The 24,726-nt window shown below is 51.1% G+C and carries 25 protein-coding genes, 1 pseudogene and 1 riboswitch; of the genes and pseudogenes, 13 read left to right on the top strand and 13 right to left on the bottom strand.

What is annotated here, in order from left to right; translation table 11 throughout:
- Window positions 1-26: 26 nt before the first annotated feature.
- The 6 genes from HBA93_RS13735 to HBA93_RS13710 all read right to left on the bottom strand — a co-directional run bounded on the left by HBA93_RS13735 (window position 27) and on the right by HBA93_RS13710 (window position 7,031).
- Window positions 27-1,715: a thiamine pyrophosphate-binding protein gene (locus tag HBA93_RS13735; protein WP_221723646.1), complete on the bottom strand. Its 1,689-nt coding sequence runs from the start codon at window positions 1,713-1,715 to the stop codon at window positions 27-29.
- A 333-nt stretch (window positions 1,716-2,048) separates the two neighbouring features.
- Window positions 2,049-3,296 (bottom strand): O-antigen ligase family protein, encoded by a 1,248-nt coding sequence (locus tag HBA93_RS24535; protein WP_121993286.1) that lies wholly within the window; start codon window positions 3,294-3,296, stop codon window positions 2,049-2,051.
- Window positions 3,297-3,518: 222 nt separating this feature from the next.
- Entirely contained in the window at window positions 3,519-4,007 is a 489-nt protein-coding gene (locus HBA93_RS13725) for a hypothetical protein (protein ID WP_221723645.1), read from the bottom strand.
- Window positions 4,008-4,052: 45 nt separating this feature from the next.
- The gene (locus tag HBA93_RS13720; RefSeq protein WP_221723644.1) at window positions 4,053-4,793 is read right to left on the bottom strand and encodes a hypothetical protein; all 741 of its coding nucleotides are present in this window, start codon (window positions 4,791-4,793) and stop codon (window positions 4,053-4,055) included.
- 253 nt (window positions 4,794-5,046) lie between these two features.
- Window positions 5,047-6,372 (bottom strand): ATP-binding protein, encoded by a 1,326-nt coding sequence (locus tag HBA93_RS13715; protein ID WP_221723643.1) that lies wholly within the window; start codon window positions 6,370-6,372, stop codon window positions 5,047-5,049.
- On the bottom strand, window positions 6,372-7,031 hold the full coding sequence (locus HBA93_RS13710) for a response regulator (protein ID WP_022711559.1): 660 nt from the start codon (window positions 7,029-7,031) through the stop codon (window positions 6,372-6,374). Before HBA93_RS13710 ends, HBA93_RS13715 begins: the two co-directional genes overlap by 1 nt.
- A 328-nt stretch (window positions 7,032-7,359) precedes the next feature.
- On the opposite strand from HBA93_RS13710, the gene dsbD reads away from it, so the two are divergent.
- The 3 genes from dsbD (at window position 7,360) to HBA93_RS13695 (ending at window position 10,484) form a co-directional block, all read left to right on the top strand.
- On the top strand, window positions 7,360-9,249 hold the full coding sequence (gene dsbD / locus HBA93_RS13705) for a protein-disulfide reductase DsbD (RefSeq protein ID WP_221723642.1): 1,890 nt from the start codon (window positions 7,360-7,362) through the stop codon (window positions 9,247-9,249).
- Between the two features lie 43 nt (window positions 9,250-9,292).
- Complete coding sequence (locus HBA93_RS13700; protein ID WP_221723641.1) at window positions 9,293-9,925, top strand: DsbA family protein; 633 nt, start codon at window positions 9,293-9,295, stop codon at window positions 9,923-9,925.
- A gap of 121 nt (window positions 9,926-10,046) precedes the next feature.
- Entirely contained in the window at window positions 10,047-10,484 is a 438-nt protein-coding gene (locus HBA93_RS13695; protein WP_286201933.1) for a DsrE family protein, read from the top strand.
- A 168-nt stretch (window positions 10,485-10,652) separates the two neighbouring features.
- On the opposite strand, the gene HBA93_RS13690 is transcribed toward HBA93_RS13695, so the two are convergent.
- The gene (locus HBA93_RS13690) at window positions 10,653-10,799 is read right to left on the bottom strand and encodes a DUF1127 domain-containing protein (protein ID WP_075656864.1); all 147 of its coding nucleotides are present in this window, start codon (window positions 10,797-10,799) and stop codon (window positions 10,653-10,655) included.
- A 305-nt stretch (window positions 10,800-11,104) separates the two neighbouring features.
- Complete coding sequence (locus HBA93_RS13685) at window positions 11,105-11,533, bottom strand: Lrp/AsnC family transcriptional regulator (protein WP_121993279.1); 429 nt, start codon at window positions 11,531-11,533, stop codon at window positions 11,105-11,107.
- Between the two features lie 214 nt (window positions 11,534-11,747).
- On the opposite strand from HBA93_RS13685, the gene HBA93_RS13680 reads away from it, so the two are divergent.
- The 10 genes and pseudogenes from HBA93_RS13680 (at window position 11,748) to thiD (ending at window position 21,294) form a co-directional block, all read left to right on the top strand.
- Window positions 11,748-12,821 (top strand): saccharopine dehydrogenase family protein, encoded by a 1,074-nt coding sequence (locus HBA93_RS13680; RefSeq protein ID WP_121993278.1) that lies wholly within the window; start codon window positions 11,748-11,750, stop codon window positions 12,819-12,821.
- Between the two features lie 140 nt (window positions 12,822-12,961).
- The gene (locus HBA93_RS13675; RefSeq protein WP_121993277.1) at window positions 12,962-13,723 is read left to right on the top strand and encodes an ABC transporter substrate-binding protein; all 762 of its coding nucleotides are present in this window, start codon (window positions 12,962-12,964) and stop codon (window positions 13,721-13,723) included.
- A 134-nt stretch (window positions 13,724-13,857) separates the two neighbouring features.
- Complete coding sequence (locus HBA93_RS13670) at window positions 13,858-15,099, top strand: NAD(P)/FAD-dependent oxidoreductase (protein ID WP_221723639.1); 1,242 nt, start codon at window positions 13,858-13,860, stop codon at window positions 15,097-15,099.
- An 83-nt stretch (window positions 15,100-15,182) separates the two neighbouring features.
- Entirely contained in the window at window positions 15,183-15,737 is a 555-nt protein-coding gene (locus tag HBA93_RS13665) for a hypothetical protein (RefSeq protein ID WP_122093160.1), read from the top strand.
- Window positions 15,734-16,324 (top strand): RES family NAD+ phosphorylase, encoded by a 591-nt coding sequence (locus HBA93_RS13660; protein ID WP_353619363.1) that lies wholly within the window; start codon window positions 15,734-15,736, stop codon window positions 16,322-16,324. Before HBA93_RS13665 ends, HBA93_RS13660 begins: the two co-directional genes overlap by 4 nt.
- Before the next feature lie 23 nt (window positions 16,325-16,347).
- Window positions 16,348-17,343 (top strand): annotated as a pseudogene (locus HBA93_RS24530) (NAD(P)-dependent oxidoreductase); the annotation flags it as partial.
- 180 nt (window positions 17,344-17,523) lie between these two features.
- Window positions 17,524-18,807 (top strand): glycerate kinase type-2 family protein, encoded by a 1,284-nt coding sequence (locus HBA93_RS24195; RefSeq protein WP_286201934.1) that lies wholly within the window; start codon window positions 17,524-17,526, stop codon window positions 18,805-18,807.
- 44 nt (window positions 18,808-18,851) lie between these two features.
- Window positions 18,852-18,947: riboswitch (TPP riboswitch) on the top strand.
- A 60-nt stretch (window positions 18,948-19,007) separates the two neighbouring features.
- Window positions 19,008-19,820, top strand: a complete 813-nt coding sequence (gene thiM, locus HBA93_RS13650; protein WP_221723637.1) for a hydroxyethylthiazole kinase — start codon at window positions 19,008-19,010, stop codon at window positions 19,818-19,820.
- The gene (gene thiE / locus HBA93_RS13645) at window positions 19,807-20,451 is read left to right on the top strand and encodes a thiamine phosphate synthase (RefSeq protein ID WP_221723636.1); all 645 of its coding nucleotides are present in this window, start codon (window positions 19,807-19,809) and stop codon (window positions 20,449-20,451) included. Before thiM ends, thiE begins: the two co-directional genes overlap by 14 nt.
- A gap of 3 nt (window positions 20,452-20,454) precedes the next feature.
- Window positions 20,455-21,294 (top strand): bifunctional hydroxymethylpyrimidine kinase/phosphomethylpyrimidine kinase, encoded by an 840-nt coding sequence (thiD, locus tag HBA93_RS13640; RefSeq protein WP_221723635.1) that lies wholly within the window; start codon window positions 20,455-20,457, stop codon window positions 21,292-21,294.
- 69 nt (window positions 21,295-21,363) lie between these two features.
- On the opposite strand, the gene HBA93_RS13635 is transcribed toward thiD, so the two are convergent.
- From HBA93_RS13635 to HBA93_RS13615, 5 genes are all read right to left on the bottom strand, one after another.
- Entirely contained in the window at window positions 21,364-21,774 is a 411-nt protein-coding gene (locus HBA93_RS13635; RefSeq protein WP_221723634.1) for a DUF6691 family protein, read from the bottom strand.
- 11 nt (window positions 21,775-21,785) lie between these two features.
- Window positions 21,786-22,211 carry a YeeE/YedE family protein gene (locus HBA93_RS13630; protein ID WP_221723633.1) on the bottom strand — a complete coding sequence of 142 codons (426 nt, stop codon included), beginning with the start codon at window positions 22,209-22,211 and terminating at the stop codon, window positions 21,786-21,788.
- A gap of 4 nt (window positions 22,212-22,215) precedes the next feature.
- Window positions 22,216-22,569, bottom strand: a complete 354-nt coding sequence (locus tag HBA93_RS13625) for an ArsR/SmtB family transcription factor (protein ID WP_286201932.1) — start codon at window positions 22,567-22,569, stop codon at window positions 22,216-22,218.
- Window positions 22,570-22,572: 3 nt separating this feature from the next.
- A complete protein-coding gene (locus HBA93_RS13620) occupies window positions 22,573-23,451 on the bottom strand; it encodes an MBL fold metallo-hydrolase (protein WP_221723632.1) in 879 nt (292 codons plus the stop codon).
- Between the two features lie 189 nt (window positions 23,452-23,640).
- Window positions 23,641-24,690 carry a Tim44 domain-containing protein gene (locus HBA93_RS13615; protein WP_221723631.1) on the bottom strand — a complete coding sequence of 350 codons (1,050 nt, stop codon included), beginning with the start codon at window positions 24,688-24,690 and terminating at the stop codon, window positions 23,641-23,643.
- Window positions 24,691-24,726 lie beyond the last annotated feature (36 nt).

The raw sequence follows: 24,726 nt of genomic DNA, 5'->3' as shown, positions 1-24,726 counted from the left end.
CAATTACTAAGCCGGATAAAGACAGGTCAGCCTTTTTGCGCGGCCAGAGCCTGTTCACGCATCGCGCTCAGACTCATTTTCGGTGTGATCGCTTCCTGATCAATCCGGATTTCAATCAGCGCCGGTTTACCGGAGGCAACACAACGTTCAAAAGCCGGTACAAATTCGTCCGTGGCTGCAACTGTTTCACCATGCAGACCATAGGCTTGTGCCAGCGCTGAAAAATCAGGATTAGCGAGGCCGGTACCGGAAACACGCCCCGGATAGGTGCGTTCCTGATGCATGCGGATGGTGCCATACATGCCATTATTGACGACAATAAAGATCACGCGTGCATCATATTGCATCGCTGTTGCCAGTTCCTGACCATTCATCAGGAAGCAGCCGTCGCCCGCAAATGCGATGACAGTGCGGTCACGGTCAGTCAGTTTGGCAGCAATCGCTGCCGGCACACCATAGCCCATTGAGCCGTTGGTCGCACCGAGCTGGGTGCGGAATGTCTTATACTGGTAAAAACGATGCGGCCAGGCGGTATAGTTACCGGCACCGGTGGTCATAATCGTATCTTCAGGCAGATTTGCACGCATCCACTGCATGATTTCGCCCATCTGTACATCACCCGGAATTGGTGCATGTTGCAGATTATCGTTGTAATTCCTGTTCAGCTCAGCTGTCCATGATGCCCATTTATCAGAACCGATCTTGCCAAGACCGTGCAACTGCTTGGCAAAAGCAGCCATTGTCGCATTGATCGGCAGGGTAGGGTAATAGACGCGTCCCAGTTCTTCCGCGCCGCTATGCACATGGATCAGTTTCTGGTTTGGCACCGGAATATTGACCATTGTATAGCCTGCACTGGTCATTTCACCAATCCGTGCGCCGATCACCAGCAACAGATCGCTGTCTTTAATGCTTTGGATCAGTTTCGGGCTTGCCGATGTGCCAAGTTCACCAGCATAGTTAGCCAGCGCATTATTATAGAGATCCTGACAGCGGAATGATGTTGCTACCGGCAGATTATTTGCTACGCAGAAGGCTTCCACATCGGCTACAGCCTGTTTATTCCAACCGCTGCCGCCGAGCATGACCACAGGACGCTCTGCCTGTTTCAGCAGATCAGCCAGTTCCTGCAATTGTTCCGTACCTGCAGAGATTTCGATCTTTTTATGGGACGGAACATCGGCGACACTGGCATGGGCGGTCAGCATATCTTCCGGCAGCGCCACTACAACAGGGCCCGGACGACCGTTGACTGCACGGTGAAATGCCTGCGACACCAATTCCGGAATGCGGGTAACATCGTCAATCTGTACCACCCATTTGGCCATCTGGCCGAACATGCGGCGATAATCCACTTCCTGAAAGGCCTCGCGTTCAACCTGATCGCTGGCGACCTGCCCGATAAACAGGATCATCGGGGTGGAATCCTGAAATGCCGTATGCACACCTACAGATGCGTTGGTTGCCCCCGGTCCGCGGGTGACAAATGCAATTCCCGGTTTGCCGGTGAGTTTGCCATAGGCTTCCGCCATATAAGTCGCACCGCCCTCCTGACGGCAGACAATCAGCTCAATATCCTCTTTTGCATCATGTAATGCATCCAGAGCTGCCAGATAACTTTCACCCGGTACGCAGAAAGCTCTGTCCACGCCATTGATGCGCAAAGCATCAATCAGGATCTCTCCGCCTGTCCGGTGATTATTTTTATGATTCATAGCCGACATTTCCTCAATAATGTTCGCCTGCAGTGACCATAACCGTACCGGCATCCCCCCGGACACCTTGTTTACGGTTAACTGCCGTCCGGAGCACAAAGTGCTCCGGCTTTGTTTGCATGCCGGTATCAAACAACCGTTTTTCGGTTTTTCGCGGCATGTTCCTAATCCGTCTCCCACGGATATAAGATCACAGAAATACAGTTTGAAAATTGAGCTTAGTCAACAACAAGCACAATCATTTGTGATGAATAGTAATCACATTGTGCAGCTTATTCATCATTTGGCCGGAAAGCGGCTGAAAATCAGCAGATGAAGCGGAATTTTTGAGATTTAACGGGCTTTGACACGTGCATGAAGGCGCAGGGCAAAAACCGCTGCCAGCAGTGAAAACCAGACCTGCCCGCGCGGGGCAAAGAACGGCGACTCCAGATTGGCATAGAGCATCATGAAGACCCAGATGCGCAGATACATGATAGCGAGTGCCGGATCATTACCGGTTTTCTGAGCGCGATGATAATCCAGAAGCGGGCAAAACAGCATCCAGACAGCAAAAAGCGCTACGCCGATCAGTCCTGTTGTCATCATCAGATTAATATAGCCATTATGGGCATGGCCGGCCCTTGCTGCCCAGGTCTCTATCTCGTAGCCGCCATTTACCAGATATGACATATTCCAGAACGTATCGTAGCCGAAGCCGATCCACGGATGTAACCTTATCTGTTCGAAGGTGAATTTCCAGATATCAGTACGCCCTGTAAATGTCGGGTCTGCGATCAGGCCGCTGACGAAGTCTGCTATCGACGGGTTCAAAACCGTTCCGACAGTCAGGACGGCCATTAATCCGACGGGAATAATAAAAATCAGAAATTGCAGCGGCAATAAACGGACACTGCGGATCAACTGCGCCACGAGTAAAGCAATGGCGATCAGGCCGATTGAGGTTTTGTTATTGGAGAAAATCAGGAAAATAACGGCCAGAACAATATTCAGAGCCGGTATCATAAAGTCGTCTTTTCGCAGCAGATACAGATTATAAATAATCAGCACGATCATTGCGGGGCCGGCAATATTTTTATGTGCAAAATGTCCGCGCCACGATCCGGCATTCACGAGTTCCAGCACTTCAGCTGTGTTATGAATAGATACTGCCGGCATGAAAATCACGCCGAAATAAGACAGCAGCAAGATAAACAGGCAGAGATATTTCAGCATTCTTTGGAAATGCTGCGTATTCTCCGGCAAGATGGCCCATGCCATAGCCATGGCGATGACCGTTATACTGTAAATATACCGGCGAAACGCAATGTCCGAATACTCAGATGTAAAAACCGTAATGAACTGCCAGCACAGCAGGATTATCAGTAAAGGCGAGAGCATTTTCAGCGCGAGATGCCAATTTGCCAGCAAAAACAGGCATGCGATGAAAAACAGGGAAAGGGAAATAATTTGCTGAAGGCTGTTGCCCTGTTCTTCCGCAAACAGAACCGTAGGATCACGTAAATCTGTAAATGGTGTCACTGTGACCCAGAACAGCAGGAAAATCAGCGTAAACAGGATAGTTCTGCCTGTCCGGTTCACTGATTATCCTTTCAAGGTGAGATGCGATGCGCTTAAAGCACATTTTTGAAGCAGAAGTAAACTATATACAAGTATAAGAAGAATTCTTTAAAATTTTATAATTTGAAATTGGATTTTAGCTGTAGCTAATTCTGTCGTTGTCTTTCGAGATTTATTCATTATATTCAGGAAGCGAAATATAAGATCGCTTCCTGTTTCCTGTTTCATTTGATAGCCACAAAATTAATTAATGGAATTGAGAAAGCTTTCCCAGCTTTCTGCCCAATGTTGCCGGCTTTTCTCATCCGCAGAGCGGATGTTGCAGGTTTTCAGGTCGCTTTCCGGTACGTCTTTCTTCGTAGCTTCGCAGGTCCAAACGTCATCTTTCTCCGGTGTGAAAGAAGAAACAAAGCTTACAATTTTATCGTCTTTGATGCCGAGCAGAATATCGAAGTCTGACTCTTCATTGTTTAAAGCCCACGAGCACAGCTTGTCGAAATCCGGACGATTTTCAATAGGCGCATCACAGGCAGTGACCCCTTCAGGTTTCAGTTTTTCCAAAAAAGCTTTACCGGCTGCCGAGGTTACCACAAGGTCTGCATCCGACAAGGCGCTGATTGCTTTTACAGCCCATTCCGGTGATGCCGGTTTTTCAGCGGCGGCAGCACCGGCCGCCATGACGCCTGCAACCAGAATGACAGAGCGAAGAATTTGAGACGATTTTTCAAACATTTATTTGCCTTTTAGCAATATTGTGACTGAAAATGAGTGCAGAGATTAGCATTCAGGAACGCGGCTTTTGCCTTCGAGTTGGAAACGCCCGTCAGCACCGCGTTTGTAGGTTTCCTGAAAGTTCTCTGATCCGCTGTAAGAAACGGTGATACTCTGACCTTTGTCTGCTGCAACAATCTCACCATCAAAGCTGACGGCTTTATCTTCACTGCTGGCATCGGACATATGCAGCGGGATACGCGCGATCTCGACAGGTTCTTTGGCGGTGAGTTCTGTCAGGATAGCAAATGTACAGGAGCGTCCCTGCCATGTCCCGCCTGCTTCAGTGTAGAGAACCGGTGCGTCCGCAATATCTTTGCTCCAGCCCCAGCGGCTTGCGGGATTACCCATAACGCCGCTCATACCGACATTGAGCCACTCGCCTTTAAGCGTAAACGGATATTGTGGCTCTCCTGCGGAATGCTCCAGATAATGCACACTGTTTGAGCCTGAACATGCCTGACTGGTGCAGTCGCTGGCGCCGGTGCTGACCAGTGCAACCTGAGTGTCGGAGAGGGGAATGAATGCTAAAGGAACAAAGCTGAAGGTGTTTTTACCGATTTTGCGCTTTGCTTCGCTGAATTGCGCATTCGGGAAAGCAACCTCAAATGCGGCCGGTGTGCCGGCCGGTACAACATCGCGATTAACATCATCCGCATTGAACAGCGATTTCTCTGAGGCTGCTAAAGCCGGCATTGCGGCAAGCAGGGACAGGCTGCAGGCAAGCGCGATATTGTGATATTTCATTAATGTCAGCTCCAAAATTATTTGGTTTTGATCGTAATTTTACAAACTTCGGATGGAATAAACAGGGTTCACTGCCTAAGCGCAATAAAAAGATGTATCGCAAGTTTAATTTTGACTAGAGCGCCGTGTGCCATACTTGGCACACAAAACTCACTCTAACACTTTAAAATTGGAGCATAACTTCACCTTAAACTGATCCAGGTTTAAGGAATTATGCTCTGGGATCAGTCTTTTCTGTGTCTTAAGCGGAGGTTCACGCCCAGCGTAATTCTGCTTCCATACCTTGTCTGTCTGTGCGGTTGCGCAAGGCAAAGCTGATGCCCAGCCTTTTGGCCGCTGTTTCTACAATTGTCAGGCCCAGACCGGTACCGGTCTGGCTTTTATTGCTTCCGCGATAGAAACGGGTGGTCAGAAGCGCAATTTCCTCTTCTGCAACACCATTGCCGCAATCGCGTACCACAATACCGCTACCATTCTTCCGGCTTTCCCAACGGATGGTTTCTTCCGCTGGCGAATAATGTGTAGCGTTTTCATAGATATTACGCAGGATCAGGGTCAGACTGTGGCGATCCGTCTGCAAATTGTGTTCATACAGAGACGGATCAATATAATTATTGATTTTGCGACCGGCGACAGTGTTCTGCGCGATAATTTCTTCGACCAGTTGTCCGAGATTAACCTTTTCCGGTGTAACCGGTGAGGCATCCGAATCCAGCTTCGCAAGCGCCAGTAACTGACGCACCAGACGCGTGGTGCGGTCAACGGAAAGCAGAATTTGCTGCAAAGCACCTTCTTTAATGGCCGGATCAGCCGCGGCCAGTGCAATCTGCGCCTGTGTTTTGAGACCTGCGAGCGGTGTGCGCAATTCGTGAGCGGCAAAAGCAGTCACCTCGCGCTCATGACGGCGGGCGGCTTCCACTTTAATAAACAACCCGTTCAGAGCATCCGCCAGCGGTTTGACCTCAGAGGGGATATTCTCTGCCTCTAACGGGCGCATATCATCCGCGTCTTTTTGCCGGACTTTATCTGCCAGTTCATGCAACGGCCGCAGACCACGGCCGAGACTGACCCAGATCAAGAAACCAAGCAAAGGCAGGATCAGAATAACAGGGGCAAGAAGCCCTTTGACCAGATCGCTGACGAGACGGTCACGCAATGCCAGCCGGTCTGCAACGATAATCCGTACACCTTTCGCGGGGTCAACGATTGTATAGACGCGCCATAATTCGCCCTGGACAATTTCATTGGAAAAACCGGTACTATTGCCGGTGATTTTAATATCAGGAGCGCCTGTTGAACTGCCGACCAGTTCTCCGTCCAGTGACCATATCTGGCAGGAAAGATAGCGCTCATAGCTGCCATGTTCATGCGGCAGGCTGATGGCTTTGGTTGTGTTCATACCCGTGGAAGCATTGCCGAGCAGGGAATGCACCATGCGTGCGGCTTCCTGCAGTCGTGTGTCGAGCACTTTTTCCAGTTCATTGCGGCTGTTGAAATAGGTCCATGCAACAGCACAGGCCCAGATAATGCCTGTGGCAGTTACAAGAATGATGAAAAGTCTTTTATGCAGAGATGTCATTATGTTACCCGCATCCGGTAGCCGAGGCCGCGCACGGTTTCAATAGCATCCCTTCCGACCTTATTGCGCAGATTATGGATATGCACTTCTACAGTATTGCTTTCCACTTCCTCCTGCCAGCCATAGAGTCTTTCTTCAATATCACTCTTGGAGCGGATAATTCCGGGTCTTTCCATCAAAGCAGCCAATACGGCAAATTCCCTGCGTGACAGCGGTACCCGTTCGCCTTTCACTTTTGCATTGAGGCTTGAAGGATCGAGTTCGACATGACCGGCAATCATGACCGCGCGGGCACGTCCTGCACCACGGCGTGCAATGGCCCTGACCCGCGCCGCAAGTTCATCCAGATCAAACGGTTTGCCCATATAGTCATCAGCACCGCTGTCCAGACCCGTAATACGGTCTGCCGTTTCGTCCAGCGCTGTCAGCAATAAAACCGGCGTCTGATCTTTATCGGCGCGAATTTTCTTCAAAACATCAAGGCCGGAGCCGTCCGGCAGCATCAGATCCAGCACAATTGCATCAAAGCGTGAGCAAGCTAATGCGGCCAGCGCATCTGCACAGGTAGCGACCTGATCCACTGTTGCGCCTGTCAGACCCAGCCCGACTTTAAGGCCGTTGGACAAAACAGGATCATCTTCCACTACCAAAACCCGCATCTTATTCTCCGGAACATTCCCGCTTTCAGGAATGCACTTTAACCATCAATATTGTTCCGCTTAACTTTTGCGGTCTATTATCTGCAAGACTGACTTTTTTGCCTTAAGGCTGACTTAAGGTCATAAGATAGTATGGACATTATAACAGGCATCCGCCTATCTGTGTGATATTCGGGTGTTTTATTATGGTATCGCATACAAGATTCCAGAGCGTGTTGTGTTTAATGGCACTCATAGCACTCGCTCTGGCTTCTTTCATTTGTCGCATGTTCGCGAACGCTAAATGAATTCATTTAGCTGCGACATGCTTTAGTTTTTGCAGGATAATATGATCCGACATTTTTACCGACAGCTTTTCAGTCTGCTTTTTTTCAGCATCGTATTATCTGCTGCCTTTACACCTGTGACCGGCATTCAGGCTGTTGCGCAAACCATGCGCTCCGCTGAAGAGGTTATGCAACTGAGTGTCACGCGTGATGAAAAAAACGCGCTGCAATTCCAATGGAATATTGCGCCTAAAATTTACATGTATCGCGACAAGATACAGGTCGAAAAACCGGACCGCACAGTACTTCCTGCTGATGTCAGTGAAGGTGTCATCAAGGATGACATGAATTTCGGCCGCACCGAAGTTTTGTATAACCGCGCTTTTGCACAGGTGTCTGAAAATGCACTGCCGAAAGAGGGACATGTTCTGGTGCGCTGGCAGGGCTGTGAGGAAGACAGTATCTGTTATCCGCCGGTGACACGTTCGCTTGATCTGCAAACACTGGCGCTTTCCAAAGTGGCACTGGGTCTGGGAGGCCTGTCACAAACGGAACTTGCTGCACCTGATTTGTCACTGACCGATGATACCGCACCTGCGCAGGAAACCGCAGCACCGGCTGAAACCGGATTGATTGCAAGCCTCACCGATGTCAGCACGGAAGAAGTAACGGCATGGCTTGGTTCCAATTTCGCCTTCATGCTGGCCGGGTTCTTTGGTTTTGGTTTGCTTCTGGCGCTGACGCCCTGTGTTTTCCCGATGATTCCGATCCTCTCAGGAATGCTGGCAAAATCCGGTGAAAAACTGTCATCCGGCCGCGGCTTTGTTTTGTCGTCGGCTTATGTCGTAGCGATGGCTGCAGCCTATGCCGTGCTTGGCTTTGCCGCATCCTGGTCCGGCTATAATTTGCAGGCCGCTTTGCAAACACCTTATGCGCTTGGGTTTATGGCATTGGTGTTTGTCGCACTCGCTTTTTCAATGTTCGGTTATTATGAATTGCAACTGCCGCAAGGCTGGACAAGTTTCTTCAGCCGCAACACATCCGGCAAAGGCGGCGCGATCAGCGGCGCTCTGGTGTTAGGTTTTGGTTCTGCGCTGATTGTCGGGCCTTGTGTGACCCCGCCGCTTGCCGCTGCATTGCTCTATGTTGCGCAGACCGGTGATGCGGTACGCGGTGCATCTGCTCTGTTCGCTCTGGGACTGGGCATGGGTGTACCGCTGATTGTTTTTGGTACATTTGGCGCAAAATATCTGCCGAAATCCGGCCCGTGGCTTAACACAATCAAACAGATTTTCGGCGTCGTCTTTCTGGGACTGGCGATCTACATGATCCTGCGCCTGCTCTCTGATGAAAATGCAATGTTGTTGCTGGCGCTCACAGCATTGGCTTGCGGTGTTTTCCTCGGTGTGTTTGACCGCCTGAACGCTAAAAGCACCGCATGGATGCGCCTTGAAAAAACTACCGGTATTGCCGCTCTGATCTACGGCACCTTACTGATGGTCGGTTTTGCAGGCGGTTCAACGGATCCGTGGCAACCATTGGGCTTTTTACAGGGCAGCACCCAACAGATTGCACAGACTGCAACGACTCAGCCGGTCAGGATTGTTAAAACTTCGGCTGAATATGATCAGGTACTCAATCAGGCGATTGCGACAGGTAAACCGGTGCTGGTGGATTTCACGGCAGACTGGTGCACAACCTGTAAGACTAATGAAAAAGTGATGAAAAAGCCGGAATATGCAGGCCGTTTGGGCAATCTCACGCTGATTAAAGCGGATATCACCGATTATAATGATGCCAGCCGTGATCTGATGCAGCGTTTTAACGTTGTCGGACCACCAACGCTGATGTTCCTTGAGGCACAAACTGCAAAAGAACAAACGCAAAATCGCATCATTGGCGAGTTGACACCGGACAAGCTGGACAATCGTCTTCAGGCGCTCGGCCTCTGAGCCGCCCCAACCTTATTTACCTATTGCCTTACAGGAGAAGCGTATGCAACGCCGCCAGTTCCTTCAACTCTCATCCGGTATTACGCTGAGCACTGCTTTTCTGCTGAGCAGCAAGCATGATGCGTTTGCACAGGAGGTTGATGTCAACGGGATTCTCTATGATCCGGAAGCGCCTGCCGGCGGCAATCCCAAAGGCGATCTGACCATTGTCGTTTTCACCGATTATAACTGCATTTACTGCAAAAAATCCGGTGTTGATCTGGCGCGTATTGTCAAAGAAGACGGGAATATTCGTCTTGTTTATAAAGAGTGGCCGATCCTGACGGAATCGTCGGTCTATGGCTCCCAGCTGGCACTGGCAGCGCAATATCAGGGTAAATATGAAGTCGTTCATAAAGCACTGATGTCAATTCCGGGCGGTAAAGTGTCTAAAAAAATGATGCTCGACGCGGTTAAAGCCTCCGGTATTGATATGCAGCAATTGCAGGCTGATCTGAACAAAAACAACGGTAAAATCACTGCGCAGCTGAAACGTGTCATGTCGCAGGCGGAATCGATCGGTGTTGAAGGCACGCCAACGCATCTGATCGGCCCGTTCCGGGCAATGGCACTGGATTATAACGGATTCAAAATGGCAGTGGCTGATGCCCGCGCCCGTGAGAAAGCGGCGAAATAACAAGGCAGCGCGGTTTTACTACCCTTTGGTATAAAATCGCTCTGAAATTTACTGGTACTGCCAATATTGCCTGTAAGCGCGAATGGCTTGAAAGTCGTGGTTCTTTGACCGGAGTTTTATGATGAGTGATCCGCTGACACATAATCGCTATAGCAAGTCCGGCGAACAGCGGGTCGTTTACCATAATAATGGTGCTTATATAAATGCCGCCCCAGATGAAACAAAAGCCTATATGGCGGCATTACTCACATCCCTGACCAATCATGTGCAGGCTTTATCTGCGGGGTGTAAATCAAAACCGGCTTTTACCATCCGTGTTGTCTGCCACGGCGCGGGTCTGGATCTGTTTCAGATTGCGGAAGCCGATGATAATCTAAAAAAGCGTTTTGATAATTTATGCGAACAGGGTGTTCGTTTTCTGGCCTGCGCCAATACTATGCGCGCGCGTAATCTCGATATTAAAAGCCTGTATCGTCTTTCAGAGGATGATGTGGTGCCAAGCGGCGTTGCAGAACTTGCATATCTGCAAATACAGGGCTTTGCCTATATCCATCTTTGAGTGTTGAAGATCAGCAAATTCAGGTTGCTAAAAAAGTAAACGCCCGATGCTGGGAGGAGCATCGGGCGTTACGATGAATGACCGGTTGGGAGGAGGGAGACCGGTCTTCGATCAAACCTGAGTTGGGAGGAGGAGGGAGGCTCAGGTTTGATATCTCTGTAATTCTTATTAGCGCTGAGCTGCCTTGCGAGCTACAAACGGAATTTCTGCAGGCAGGATGCCGAGATCGTTCAGTTCGCGGGTTGAGAGGCGGTTCAGTTCGTTTACTGTGCTGCGGTAACGGCGCCAGTTGTTGTAAGAGCGGATCAGGTTCATGTTTCTCACCTAGAAAATTTTATGTCGTTGTTTGTTGAGTTGTATATAGCCCTAATGATCCGAAATGAGCAGAGACAAATTTGCATAGCAGCGTTGCTTATTCGGATTGGGAAAACGCTCCGTCAGGCATTAAATTGTCATAATCATCATTTTAAGTGAAAAACTTGCCGCAAAAGCGCTCAGTGCAGCCCTGAAGCGGTCACAATCCCCCTGAAATTCAGATAAGACCTGCTTTTTTGAGGGCAGCGCGCATAGCTATGCAGGACTGAGGGAAACTGATCCGGTTTAACGGGTCTGAAATGACTTCACCGCTCAATACGTGTAGAGAGAATAATAGAAGACATGGTGCGTTCAACACCTTCCAGTGCACCGATCTGATCGAGCACACTGTCGAGCTCACCGATTGATGGCGCTTCAACAATAACAATCATATCAAAATTGCCGCTGATCGAATGAACGGATCGCACAGACATCATGGTTTTGAGACCGATCTCAACCTTTGGTGAAAATTTCGGCAGGGCTGTAACCAGTACATGCGCGCGCACCAGATGGCTTTCATGTTCTGAAGACAGTTTAACGGTATAGCCGGTAATGATGCCGCGTTTTTCCAGCCGGTCGATACGGCTCTGAACCGTTGTACGGGAAACGCCGAGCCGTCTGGCAAGAGTTGCTGTCGATGCGCGGGCATTCTCGCGTAAAAGAGCAATCAGGGCCATATCGGCTTTCGTCGTCATTTTGAACCTCGTTAACGTCACTTCGTTCAAATATATAGCGTCATTCCGTCATTTTAGATACTTCTTTTTGACGAAAATTCTGCGACTCTATGCCATCATTTCTCGGGACTGAATCAAACCTCCCGGAAATAATACAGTATTATTAAAGTGTTACATTTTTCTTGTTGCGCAAGCACAGGCAGTGGCACTCAGGCAATATAATAAAGGGTCAGTCATGAAAGACGTCGTCGTCGTTGGTGCCGGTAAGATCGGTGTAACAATTGCACAGCTTCTGGGTAACACCGGTGATTATAATGTAACGGTAACAGACCGTGCGGAAGAGCAGCTGAAAGCGCTTGCCGGCAAAAAGAACATCACAACGAAGGTTGTTGATATTGCTGATGAAAGCGCACTGGCAGCTGTTCTGGCCGGTAAATTTGCTGTTCTCAGCGCTGCACCTTACCAGATGACAATCCGTATTGCTGATGCAGCTGCAAAAGCCGGCGTTCATTACCTCGACCTGACTGAAGACGTTGCAAGCACACGCCACGTTAAAGAACTGGCGAAAACCGCTAAAACCGCTTTCATTCCACAGTGCGGTCTGGCTCCGGGCTTCATCTCGATCGTTGCTTACGATCTGGCCAAGAAATTCGACAAGCTGGAATCCATCGGCATGCGCGTCGGCGCTCTGCCACAGTTCCCGACCAACTCCATCACTTATAACCTGACATGGAGCACGGACGGCGTTATCAACGAATATATCGAGCCATGTGAAGCCATCGTAAACGGCAAGCTGACACTGGTTCCTGCTATGGAAGAGCGCGAAGAATTCTCGCTCGAAGGCGTTCAGTACGAAGCTTTCAACACTTCCGGTGGTCTCGGCACTCTGGCTGAAACTCTCGAAGGTAAAGTTCGCACCCTGAACTACCGCACCATCCGTTACCCTGGCCATTGCGACATCTTCAAAACTCTGCTGAACGACCTCGGCCTGCGTCACCGCCGCGATGTATTCAAGGATATTCTTGAAACCGCAGTTCCGGGCACCCAGCAGGATGTTATCGTTATCTTCGTAACCGTAACCGGCTACAAAGACGGTCGCCTGACTCAGGAAACTTATGCGAATAAGGTTTACAACCAGACTCAGGATGGTCTGGAAATGACCGGTATTCAGGTTACCACTGCTTCCGCTATCTGCGCTGTAGTTGATATGCTTGCTGACGGCAGCATCCCTGCACAGGGCTTCATGAAGCAGGAAGATATTGCGCTGGATAAGTTCCTCGCAAACCGCTTCGGTAAAGTTTACGCTTAATGGCGGGATGAATACGTATCTACATGATGCGTATTCAGAATATCTTGATGAAATGAGAAACGGGGCAAGGGCTTTCCTTTGCCCCGTTTTTCTGTTTAGCTGCCCGCGGAGAATGATTTTCACGACATAATGAGGGAACTATGCGTAAATCAGTTTTATTCGCCGGTCTGGTACTGGCTGCTATTGCGACATCGGCGGGCGCAAAAGAATGGAAAGAAATCCGTATCGCCACTGAAGGTGCTTATCCTCCGTTCAACTTTGTTGATGCTGACGGTTCGCTGAAGGGCTTTGACGTTGATATCGCCAATGCTCTTTGCGAAGAAATGAAAGCCAAGTGCACCCTCGTTGCCAATGATTGGGATGGTATGATTCCGGGCTTGCAGGCAGGCAAATTTGATGCGGTTATCGCATCGATGAGCATTACCGAAGAGCGCAAGAAACAGATCGACTTTACCAATAAATATTACTCCACCCCTTTGGCTGTTGCGGTTCCAAAAGACAGCCCGATTAAAGATGTGAAGCCGGAAAGCTTCTCCGGCAAAACAATTGGTGCGCAGGGCGGCACAACACAGGCGATTTACGCGGAAGATGTGCTGGCTAAAGCCGGTGCTGAGGTTAAACTCTATGTGAGCGCCGATGAAGCCAATGCGGATCTGAAGACCGGCCGTCTGGATGCAATGATCTCCGACAAATTCCCTGTCGTTGACTGGCTGAAGACTGAAGCCGGAAGCTGCTGCCATATTCTGGAAGATGTGCCGGGCACACAAACAGAAACCGGCATTGCTTTGAAGCAGGGTAATGATGATCTAAAAGCCCAGTTCAATGCGGCAATTGACGGTATCCGCAAAAATGGTACCTATGACAAGATTATGAAGAAGTATTTCGACTTCGATATTTATTGATTGCAGCGGTTGTTAAAACCATTTGATGAGCGCGCAGCCTTGCGCGCTCATTGTCTTAATCCTGTTCCTTCGTGGCAAGCTGTTGGTCGAAACGTTCCGGCCTGTAGTCATGACCCGTATTATCCGGCCATAACATGCGTAAATTCGATACAATCATTCTGGGTGCAGGCATTATTGGTGTCAGCACTGCCCTCCACTTGCAGGCTCGCGGACATGCCGTTTGTCTGATTGACAAAAAAGACCCAGGTGAGGGGACGAGTTATGGCAATGCCGGTTTGATTGAACGCTCCAGTGTTATTCCTTATTCATTTCCGCGCGGGCTCGCCAATCTGATTAAATACGGGCTGAATAACCGTACAGATGTGCGTTATGATCTGGCCTATATGCCGAAGCTGGCACCATGGCTGTTTCAGTTCTGGCGTCATTCTTCACCGGCCGGCCTGGCAAAAGCAACGGCTGACATGCTGCCGCTTGTGGAAGCCAGCGTGACTGAACATGATTTTCTGATTGAACAGGCTGGTTGTCAGAATCTGGTGCAGGACAAAGGCTGGCTGGAGGCGTTTTGCAGTGAGCAGGTTTTCGATGCTTTTGTGAAAAACCTGCCATCGCTGGATCGCTTTGGTCTGAATTATAAAGTGCTCGACAGTACCGGTTTTGCAGCAACAGAACCATCCATGCGCAATATTGCCGGTGCTGTTCATTGGCTCGACCCGAAAACGGTGAGCGATCCAGCGGGGCTGGTCAAGGCCTATGCAGCTTTGTTTACACAGCGCGGCGGCGTGTTTCTGCATGGCGATGCTGCAACTTTGCAGCAGCAGAGTGATGGCTGGTCTGTCCGTGCATCTGAGCAGGTCACAGCACGCAATGTTGTCGTAGCTTTGGGGCCGCAGTCACATCTGATCTACCAGCAGGCTGGCATCAAACTGCCAATGGCGGTTAAGCGCGGCACGCATCTGCATTTTTCGATGGAAGATGATACGACTCTCAATCACTCGGTTGTTGAGGTTGAAGGCGGTTATGTCATGGCGCCGATGCGTCAGGGTATGCGCCTGACAACCGGAATTGAATTTGCTGCGCCGGATGCACCGGCCAATCGTATCCTGCTGGATCGCGCCGAGAAGCGCGCGCGTAAAGTATTACCGTCATTAGGCAAACCGGTTGAGGCACAGCCATGGCTGGGCCTGCGTCCTTGTATGCCGGATATGCGTCCGGTTATCGGTCAGGTGCCAAACAAGCCGGGATTGTGGATGAATTTTGGCCATGCCCATCATGGTCTGACACTGGGGCCAGCATCCGGCCGGTTGCTGGCAGAGCTGATGACGGGAGAAAAACCGTTCATTCCGGCAGAGTCATATTCTGCAAGTCGTTTCATGTAAGATGCAACCTTGTCAACCTTGACAACAACAGCAAGCTTGACAACCAGCCTGTGCAGTATCATCTTTAAGTTCAGGAGATGAAAATGGTACAGACAACGCAGAATACACCGAAGACTGAGAGAGCACGGCAATCTCCTGCAGCAAAAGCAAAGTCACGCGCTACGACAAGTCGCGCGAAGCGTCAGACTGTGCCGTTAACTGCAGGTAAAGCGGTTGCCAAAGACGCATACCAGCCGGATGCTCGTGCTCTGGCCTTGCTGCGTGGTGTTGAGATCGCTCAGCAGGATCTGCGGGCGGCGGGCGGTGCCTATACGCTGGAACAGGTACGCCTGTTATTACAGGGTATTTCCCGTCAGGCCGTGGATAAACGCGTACAGGATGGTTCATTGCTTGCAGTTCCGGGACCCGGTAACCGCCGTGCCTATCCGACAATCCAGTTTCTCAATGATGGCAGCATTGTTGCCGGACTGAAAGCTGTGCGTCAGGCGCTTGGCAGTGCCAGTCCTTGGTTTTTGCTGAACTTTCTGAGCAGGCCTGATGAACGCCTCAACGGCAAAAAACCGATTGAGTTGCTGCGTCGCGGTGAAACAGAAGCGGTGCTGGAAGCTGCACGGCTCAATGGTTTGCAAGGCGCGTGAGCGGGCCGCAGCCACCACATAATCTGGCTTCCCGACAGCCTGAGCTGATCACTCTGGCTGCGGGAAGTAAGCTTTATCGTTTCTATACTGCTGCCTTTGAGCCTGTTTATTTTGATCGTTCAAGAATGGGCAGGCTCAACGCGCCGGATGCATCCTATGGCGTGCTATATACAGCCGCTGCACGCGAGGGTGCTTTTGCCGAAACATTCTTACGCGAACCCGGGCGGAGTTTGATTGATTTACAGATTCTGCAAAAGAAAGCACATGTAGTGCTGGAGCTGATGGCTTCGTTGAAACTGGCCAAACTTGCAGGACGCGGGCTTGCCATTCTTGGTGCAACGGCAGAGATTCTGCATAGCGGTTTGCCCTATGACACTGCGCAACACTGGTCAAAGGCGCTGCATGATCATCCGGAAAATATCGATGGCATTGCTTATTATGCCCGCCATGATGACGAGCAGCTTTGTTATGCTCTGTTCGATCATTGTGCAGAACACCTAACAATCCAAAAGAGACAGGAAGATCTCGACAAAGACTGGTTCTGGCAGATTGCCAATCATTATAATCTGGGTATTGCCCCGTACTGAATAATTATAAGGGAACTGAAGCCATGCCGGACAAAACTGCCAAAATCCTCATCACGAATCATCTGGAGTTGCGTCTTGATGCACATGGCAAGCATCAATGGAATGAAATTCGCCGCTACATCGAAGACAAAGGCGCGGTCTTTCACGATCATGCTTTGCAGGCAGTCTCGGCACTCACAGCCGGAAAATTACATTTTTTCTATTGCCCTGATCTCAGCACTGAAGAAGAGCTGATCGCGGCTGCGGGACAGGGGCAATATGATGCGGTTATTGCTGCTGCCACCCGCATTCCGCCGCAATGCCTGTTTGTTGAGGGTGGAGTACGCATTGGTGCAGGCACCGGCAACATGCAATCACAATCATGGGTTTCCGGCAAATCCCCTTTGATGAATACACCGGGCATCAACAGCCGTATTACCGCGCAAATGGTGCTGAAAGCGCTTCTACAGTTTCGTCCCGATCTGGACACCGCCACTCTATATAAACAGGTACTGGAAGGTAGCTTTGATACCGGCCGCGATTTGGCGCGTTTCCCGAGCTTCGGACTTGAAGGCCGCAAGATTGCCATTCTCGGCAGCGGTAATATTGGCATGGAAGTGGCAAAACTGGCGAAAGCCTTTGCTATGCATGTCACTATTTATGCCCGCGAACATCATCGTCAGTGGATTGAAAGTCAGGGCTATGCCTATGCATCAACACCCGAAACCGCTGCGCAAAATGCTGATGTGCTGAGTGTGCATCTGGGGCTTGGCGCGCTGAACAAGGAGACAGGGCGCTACAGCAATCAGGGACTGGTCAGCCATACGGTACTGTCTGCAATGAATGAGGGTGCTATGGTTATCAATTATGACCGTGGTGAGCTCGTAGATATTGTGGCTTTGGATCGTCTGATGCAGAGCGGTTATATCCGCAATGTTGCGGTGGATGCTGACCTGTTTGAAAAAAACGGCGTGCTGTCAGGGCCGCTAGCGCCTTACTTACCGCTGGCTAAAAAATATCCGGAAGCCATGTTGTTACTGCCACATGCGGCGGCAGATACCGACCACCCGTCACGACTTGCAGGGGCTAAACAGGCGGTTGATCAGATATTCGCAGCGATTACCGAGCGCCGTGTCATCAATGCGGCGGGGGCAATACCTGCCGGTTACAGCGATGGCGGCAGCCAGTTGCCGCAGGGCATCGGACGGGCACAGATTAAACTGAAACAGGGGCAGGAACGGCAATTCCTGCAATCCCTGTTTGACACTGCGGTTCAGGCGGCTGATCCGCTGCATTGTCTCAAACCCTATTTACCACAAGCGCCAAAGGGCAGAACCATCGTCATCGGCGCCGGTAAGGGCTCTGCACAAATGGCGCAAGCCTTTGAGACTTTATGGGTTGAGGCCGGAAATCCTGCGCCACGGGGCGTGGTTGTTACTCGCTATGGCTATGGAGCGGAATGCGGTTTTATTAAAGTGCTGGAAGCCGCACATCCGGTGCCGGATGAAGCGGGACTGGAAGCAGCAAAACAGTTGAAAGCTGCGTTGAAAGACTTGCATGAAGACGATCTGGTGGTGGCATTGATCTGCGGCGGCGGCTCGGCTCTGTTGCCTGCGCCACCGGAGGGACTGACACTGGCGGATGAGCAGGCAGTCAATGCCGCTTTGCTTGCCAGCGGTGCGCCGATCAGCGTGATGAATGCTATCCGTAAGCATGTCTCTACGATTAAAGGTGGCAGGCTTGCTGCTCTTGCAGGGCCTGCCCGTATGGTCAGCCTGATTGTCTCTGATATTCCGGGGGATGATCCGGCGCTGATCGCTTCAGGGCCGACGATTGCCGATCGCGCAACCCGTCATGATGCGCTGAAATATATTGACCATTACAAGATGCAATTACCGGAAACGGTCATGGCACATTTACAAAGCGCTGCAGCCGATGCACCGCAGCTGGATGATGCAATATTTGCCCGCCACAGCCACCATATTATCGCCAGTGCAGCACAGTCACTGGCTGCCGCAGCAAGATTGGCTGAAGAACAGAGCGTTGAAACACTCATTCTCTCCGATGCGATTGAAGGTGAAGCAAAAGACATCGCACTGATGCATGGGGCAATGGCACAATATCAGGCGCGTAATCGTCAGGCAGGACAACCTTTGTTGTTGTTGTCCGGCGGCGAAACAACGGTAACGCTCGGTTCCGGTGCTAAAGCCGGTAAAGGCGGGCGCAACAGTGAATTCATGCTGGCATTGGCGCTGAATATTGCTGGCTCTGAGAATATTCACGCTTTGGCTGCGGATACTGATGGCATAGACGGTTCGGAAAATAATGCCGGTGCTTTCGCGGATGGAGGCACAATTCAACGCATGACAGAGCTGGGGCTGGATGCGAAGCAATATCTTGCAGGGCATGACAGCTGGAGCGCATTCCATGCAAGTGGCGATCTGTTTGTGACAGGGCCGACCGGTACAAATGTCAATGATTTCCGTGCCATATTAATCAGCTAATCTTTCAGGTGGTGGACAGGTAGTGCCTGCTCTGCCATAATAGCGATCAAAGACAGGGGCGCCCGGATGATACCGGCTGAGAAGTACCCTTTGAACCTGAACCGGATAATGCCGGCGGAGGGAGTCAGATTAAAGGGCGCTTATCGCAAGGCGAAATAGTGGCACCCTGTATCAGACCCTCACCGTGGCGGAGGGCTGATATGAAAGATCTACCGGATTTCGGCATTGTGCTGGAAACCATGCGACGCCAGAAACCTCTCATACAATGCATCACAAATTTCGTAGCGATGAATACGGCCGCCAATGTGGTTCTGGCTGCCGGTGCTTCTCCTGCCATGCTGCATGCGCAGGAAGAAGCCGGAGAATTTGCCAAACTCTGCGGTGCGGTCACGATTAATATCGGCACGCTCTCTCCGCTTTGGGTGCAGGGGATGATTGCGGCGATCACATCCGCTAATGCGCATAATATTCCGTGGGTTTTTGATCCCGTAGCTCATTTTGCTTCCACTTTCCGCAGAGAAGCGGCGCAGACCCTGTTGGCGCTGAAACCAACAATTATTCGCGGTAATGCGTCTGAAATTCTGACCCTTGCAGGTTTTTCCGCACGGGGCAAAGGGGCAGACAGCGGCGATGATGCCGGTAGTGCGCATCATGCGGCACAACAACTGGCACAGCAGTATCAATGCACTGTTGCAGTGACCGGCGCTTATGATCTGTTGACCGACGGCCACAGCACTTTGCGTATTGACGGCGGCTCAGCGCTGATGCCGCAAGTGACAGCACTTGGCTGTGCGCTGACCTGCCTGACCGGTGCGTTCGTTGCTTCTCATAAGGCTTCCGCTTTGGAAGCGACCGCAGCCGCTCTGGCCATGTATGCGGTGGCCGGAGAACAGGCGGCATTGCAGGCGCAGGGGCCAGCCAGTTTCCAAATTCACTTTATCGATGCGCTTTATGCGCTCACACCCGCACAATTCCAGTCTCAGGCAAAGGTACGATTCTATGAAACAGTTTGATTTGTCGCTCTATCTCGTTCTCGACCGTGAGCTTTGCGGCAGTTTTGGCATGGTGGAAACCGTAATTGCAGCTGTGCGTGGCGGTGCCACAATGGTGCAGTTGCGTGACAAAGATGCCAGCCAGCAGGAGATGCTTGAAACGGCCAAAGCGCTAAAAACAGCGCTTGAAGGTACCAATGCCAAGCTGATTATCAATGACAATGTTGAGGTTGCGATTGTTGTCGGCGCTGATGGTTTACATATCGGCCAGCATGACGGTTCGCCGGAGCAGGTGCGTGCTAAAATCGGGCCGGATATGATCCTTGGTCTGTCTGTACAGACTGCAGAAATGGCCACCAAAGCGGATAGTGTTGTGGTGGATTATCTCGGCATTGGTCCTGTTTTCCCGACAGCAACCAAAAAGAATTGCGCGCCTTCCATTGGTTTTGACGGATTGAAGCGGGTTTACTCCCATAATGGACTGCCTGCGGTCGCCATTGGTGGCATTAAACTGCCGCATGTGGATGATGTGCTGGCAACCGGTGTTAATGGTCTGGCTGTTGTTTCAGCAATTTGTGGTCAGGATGATCCTGAACTGGAAGCACGTGCATTCCATGCGGCAATCGCCGGTTTTCGTGCTGCAAAGGGATAGGCAATGAAAAATGTTCTTTCCCTTGCCGGTTCTGACCCGTCGGGCGGAGCCGGAATTCAGGCTGATCTGAAAACATTCGCTGCCCGCGATACGTATGGCATGGCGGCATTAACCGCACTGACAGCACAGAATACGCAGGGCGTTTCCGGTGTTTTTGCTGTGCCGGCAGATTTTGTGGCGCAGCAGCTCATAATGATTTTCAGCGATGTGCGGGTTGATGCGGTTAAAATCGGCATGATTGTGAATGCGCAGATTTCCGATTGTGTGGCGCAGATTTTGCAGGAGCAGCTGATTAAACAGCCGGATTTGCAGATTGTGCTTGATCCTGTGATGATTGCCAAAGGCGGGGCGGCGTTGCTCGACCCGCAGGCGGTGGAAAGCCTCACGCAAAAACTACTGCCGCTGGCAACCTTATTGACGCCCAACTTGCCGGAAGCAGCCGCTATTCTTGGCGTGCCTGTAGCTGAAAACCGTGAGGATATGGAGCGTCAGGGTCAGGCTTTGCTGGCTAAAGGTTGTAAGGCTGTGCTGATGAAAGGCGGGCATATGACGGGAGAGCATTGCCCTGATCTGCTTCTAAGCGCGGAATATAATCTGTGGTTTGAAGCGCCGCGTGTTGAAACGCCCGATACGCATGGCACAGGCTGCACGCTTTCCAGTGCTTTGGCTGCTGAATTAGCGAAAGGCAATTCATTGCCGGATGCGGTGCGCGAGGCGAAAGCCTATCTGTTGCGGGCAATCAGTGCCGCACACCGACTTGAAGTGGGTATGAAAGATGAGACCGGCCGCTCACTCGGCCATGGCCCCGTATTTCACGCTATTGACCAAATCAGAGCGCTGTGAATCATATTTGGCTCACAAAGGTCGCTCTGACACTTTAAAAGTGCCGACGAATGAAGGCTTCCTGATTTTTCAGGAAGCCTTGACTTTACGGGCAATTAGCATGCCGGCAATCATCGCCGGAACAAAGATCAATGTGCCGGTTGCAGCCAAACCGACTGTGGTAATCGCTGGCCCCGGGCAAATGCCGCCAAATCCCCAGCCGATACCGAACAAAATAGCACCAATAACCAGTGATCTGTCCGGTTTGCGGTTGGCAGGCACATCAAAATTTATAGCGCAGACCGGTTTCTTGCGGGTAAAAGCCATGCGAAAGCCAATGAATGTGGTGACAACTGCTGCGCCCATGACGAGAGCTAATGACGGATCCCAATTACCGGTAATATCCAGAAAATTCAGTACTTTTTCAGGATTGGCAAGACCTGAGATCACCAGTCCAAGCCCGAAGATCAGGCCAATAATAAGATTGATCAGAAATGACATTGCTATCCCCTTTACCCGATCAGATGGCGCATGATGTAGACGGTGATGAAACCGGTTGCCATGAACAGTGCAGTTGCGAGGAGGGAGCGCGGGGATAGCCGTGAAATTCCGCATACGCCATGACCGGATGTGCAACCGCTACCCAGAACCGCGCCGAAACCAACCAGTAAACCGGCAACAATCATCAGCACCGGATCAGAAGAAACACTGATGACCGGTGTGTGACCGCTGAAGAGCAAGTAAAGGAAAGGGGCAATCAGCAACCCCAGTACAAAGCCTGCGCGGGATAAAAAGCGATTATCGCCATAGGGCGGGAAAAGCCGACTGACAATACCGCTGATACCGGCAATTCGCCCTTCAAAAAACATCAGCAAGACGGCCGAAAGCCCGATCAGCAATCCGCCGCCAAGAGCAGACCATGGGGTGAAATTTTCCATGATGTTATGTCCTTATATCCGGAGCGCAAAACAGCTGATGCATTGTACGGATGAAGATTTTCACCCGTTCATCTGCAAGAGAATAAAATACGGCTTTGCCTTCCTTGCGGGCGCTGACAAAACCGGCTGTGCGTAGCTCTGCGAGTTGTTGGGAAAGGCCGGGTTGACGAATACCCAGCATATCCTCCAGTTCCCGCACGGATTTTTCACCTTCAACCAATGCACAAGCCACCTGCAAGCGGTCCGGATTGGACAGCTTTTTCAGGAAGGCCGAGGCTTCGTTGACCTGTTCGCGCAGTTCAGCGGCATCGGGAGCCGTGGCCATCGTCAGGTCGGTGTCATCGATAAGAGTGCTCATGGCTTATTCCCAAGGTGCGCCGTCAAAACGGCCGAGAGGAATTTTGAGATAACGCTGTCCGTTGCTTTCAGGCTCAGGCAGACGCCCACCGCGAATATTCACCTGCAAGGCATGGAGCATCAGTTTCGGAATTGGTAAAGTTGCATCCCGCGCCTGACGTGCCGTGACAAAACTGTCCTCATCACGATAGCGGCTGAGATGGATATTATCCTGTAACTGCTCACCAATACGGGATTCCCAACGCACTTCACGACCGTTCGGCCGGTAGTCATGACCGGTGAAAAGGCGGGTATCTTCCGGCAGTTGCAGAATGGTCTGGATACTGTTCCATAGTGCGGTTGCATCGCCACCGGGGAAGTCGGCGCGTGCGGTGCCGCCGTCCGGCATGAATAATGTGTCGTGGATGAAGGCTGCATCGCCGATGACATAGGTAATCGAAGCCAGCGTATGCCCCGGAGAGTGAATAACCCGTGCATCAAGATTGCCGACTTTGAATGTCTCACCGTCTTCAAACAGATGATCCCATTGCGAGCCGTCACAGGCAAGGTCCGGCCAGTTATACAGCTCAGACCAGATTTTCTGGACTTTTTTCACTTCCGCGCCAATTGCTGTCGGCGCGCCGGTGCGGGTATGCAGATAATGAGCGGCAGAAAGATGATCAGCATGAGGATGCGTGTCGAGAATATGTACCAGCCGGTAGCTGCGGCGTGCGATATAATCCAGCATCTCATCGGCGTGATGAGTGGCCGTCTGACCGGATTTTTCATCATATTCCAGCACCGGATCAATAATCACGCAATCCAGTGTTTCAGGATCGGCGACAACATATTGCATGGAGCCGGTGCGCTGATCATAAAATGTGGCAATGTCTGGTTTTTGCATGTCATACCTGCTTTCTATATTTTTAATTAAGTATAATTGATTGCAAAAAAATGCAATCATAAAAATTTATTTGTAATATTGATTTTCAAACCCGTAACGCTTCATAGGAACCATAAGTTCCCTATGAAAAAAGCCGCCCTGAAGATCAAGGCGGCTTTTCTATACGAAATAAGAAGTAATGTCAGATGCTTATGCAGCCTGAATTGCCGAGAGTTTCCAGTCTTCGATACGACCATTGGCAGGGCGTACGAATGTCCAGACTTCAACGCTTTCCGAAATATCAGTGCTTTCGCCCTCGGCCAATTCGCCGGTGTCACGGTCTGCCATGTAGTCAACGCTTTCATACCGCATGGCAACGGTGGCGTAGTCTTTGCCTTCTTCGCTCCAGCCTTCTGAAACGTCACCCTGCAGCAATTTCACTTCGCTGACATGGTTACGCAGACCGTTGGTGGCGTTTTCACCGAGTTCTTCGGCGAGGTAGGACATAGCTTCCGGTGTTGCGAGCTGGCGCAGGGTACCGTAATTTTCCTGACCATAGGCTGTCTGAACTTCGGTCAGCATTTTTTCGAAATGCTCGAGATCTTCCTGTGAGACAGTCAGTGGCTTCTCTTCCACAGCAGGCTGCATCATGTTTGCGGCAGCAGCACTTGCTCCCGCACCGAAGCCGGCTGACGGAACAGATGTGGATGAGCGCGCATTGGTGTTCTGTGCCTGCGCATCACGCTTGCCGAACTGATTGCCAAAATTCTGTGCTGTTCGTGCAGAACCGGCACCGGCAGCAGCCGTTGCAGTTTTATTGCGGTTCGCAAAGAAGCGCATAGCCAGCATCGCCAGACCGGCGAAGAGAGCAACCTGCAGGATCAGGCCGAGGAAACCGGCCATACCGCCGAGACCATTGCCAAGCAGCATACCGATCAGACCACCGACCAGCAGACCGCCGAGCATGGAACGACCGAAATTATTGAAGAAGCCAGGCTTTGCCGCATTCGCTGCCGCAGCACCCTGTGCCGGACGTGTCTGCGCACCGGTATTTGGCGTCATCGAACGCTCAATCGGTGCTGCAGTGTTTGGTGCTGTGCGGGTTGGCGCAGGCGCCTGATAGGTCTTGCTGCCACGGCTGCCAAAGCCGCCACCGCCCGCCCGTCTGGCATCGGCAATATCCATCGCCGAAAGCGATACAACGAGCGCCAGTCCCAATGCGATTGTGAACTGGCCTAAACGAGAGGTGGCACGCAACATATGTGTCTCCTGAAAAAGTGCTTTGTCTGCATATAG

This window comes from Ochrobactrum sp. SFR4, assembly GCF_019730395.1.
Lineage (GTDB): Bacteria > Pseudomonadota > Alphaproteobacteria > Rhizobiales > Rhizobiaceae > Pseudochrobactrum.
This window is presented reverse-complemented; position numbering and strand designations above follow the sequence as displayed.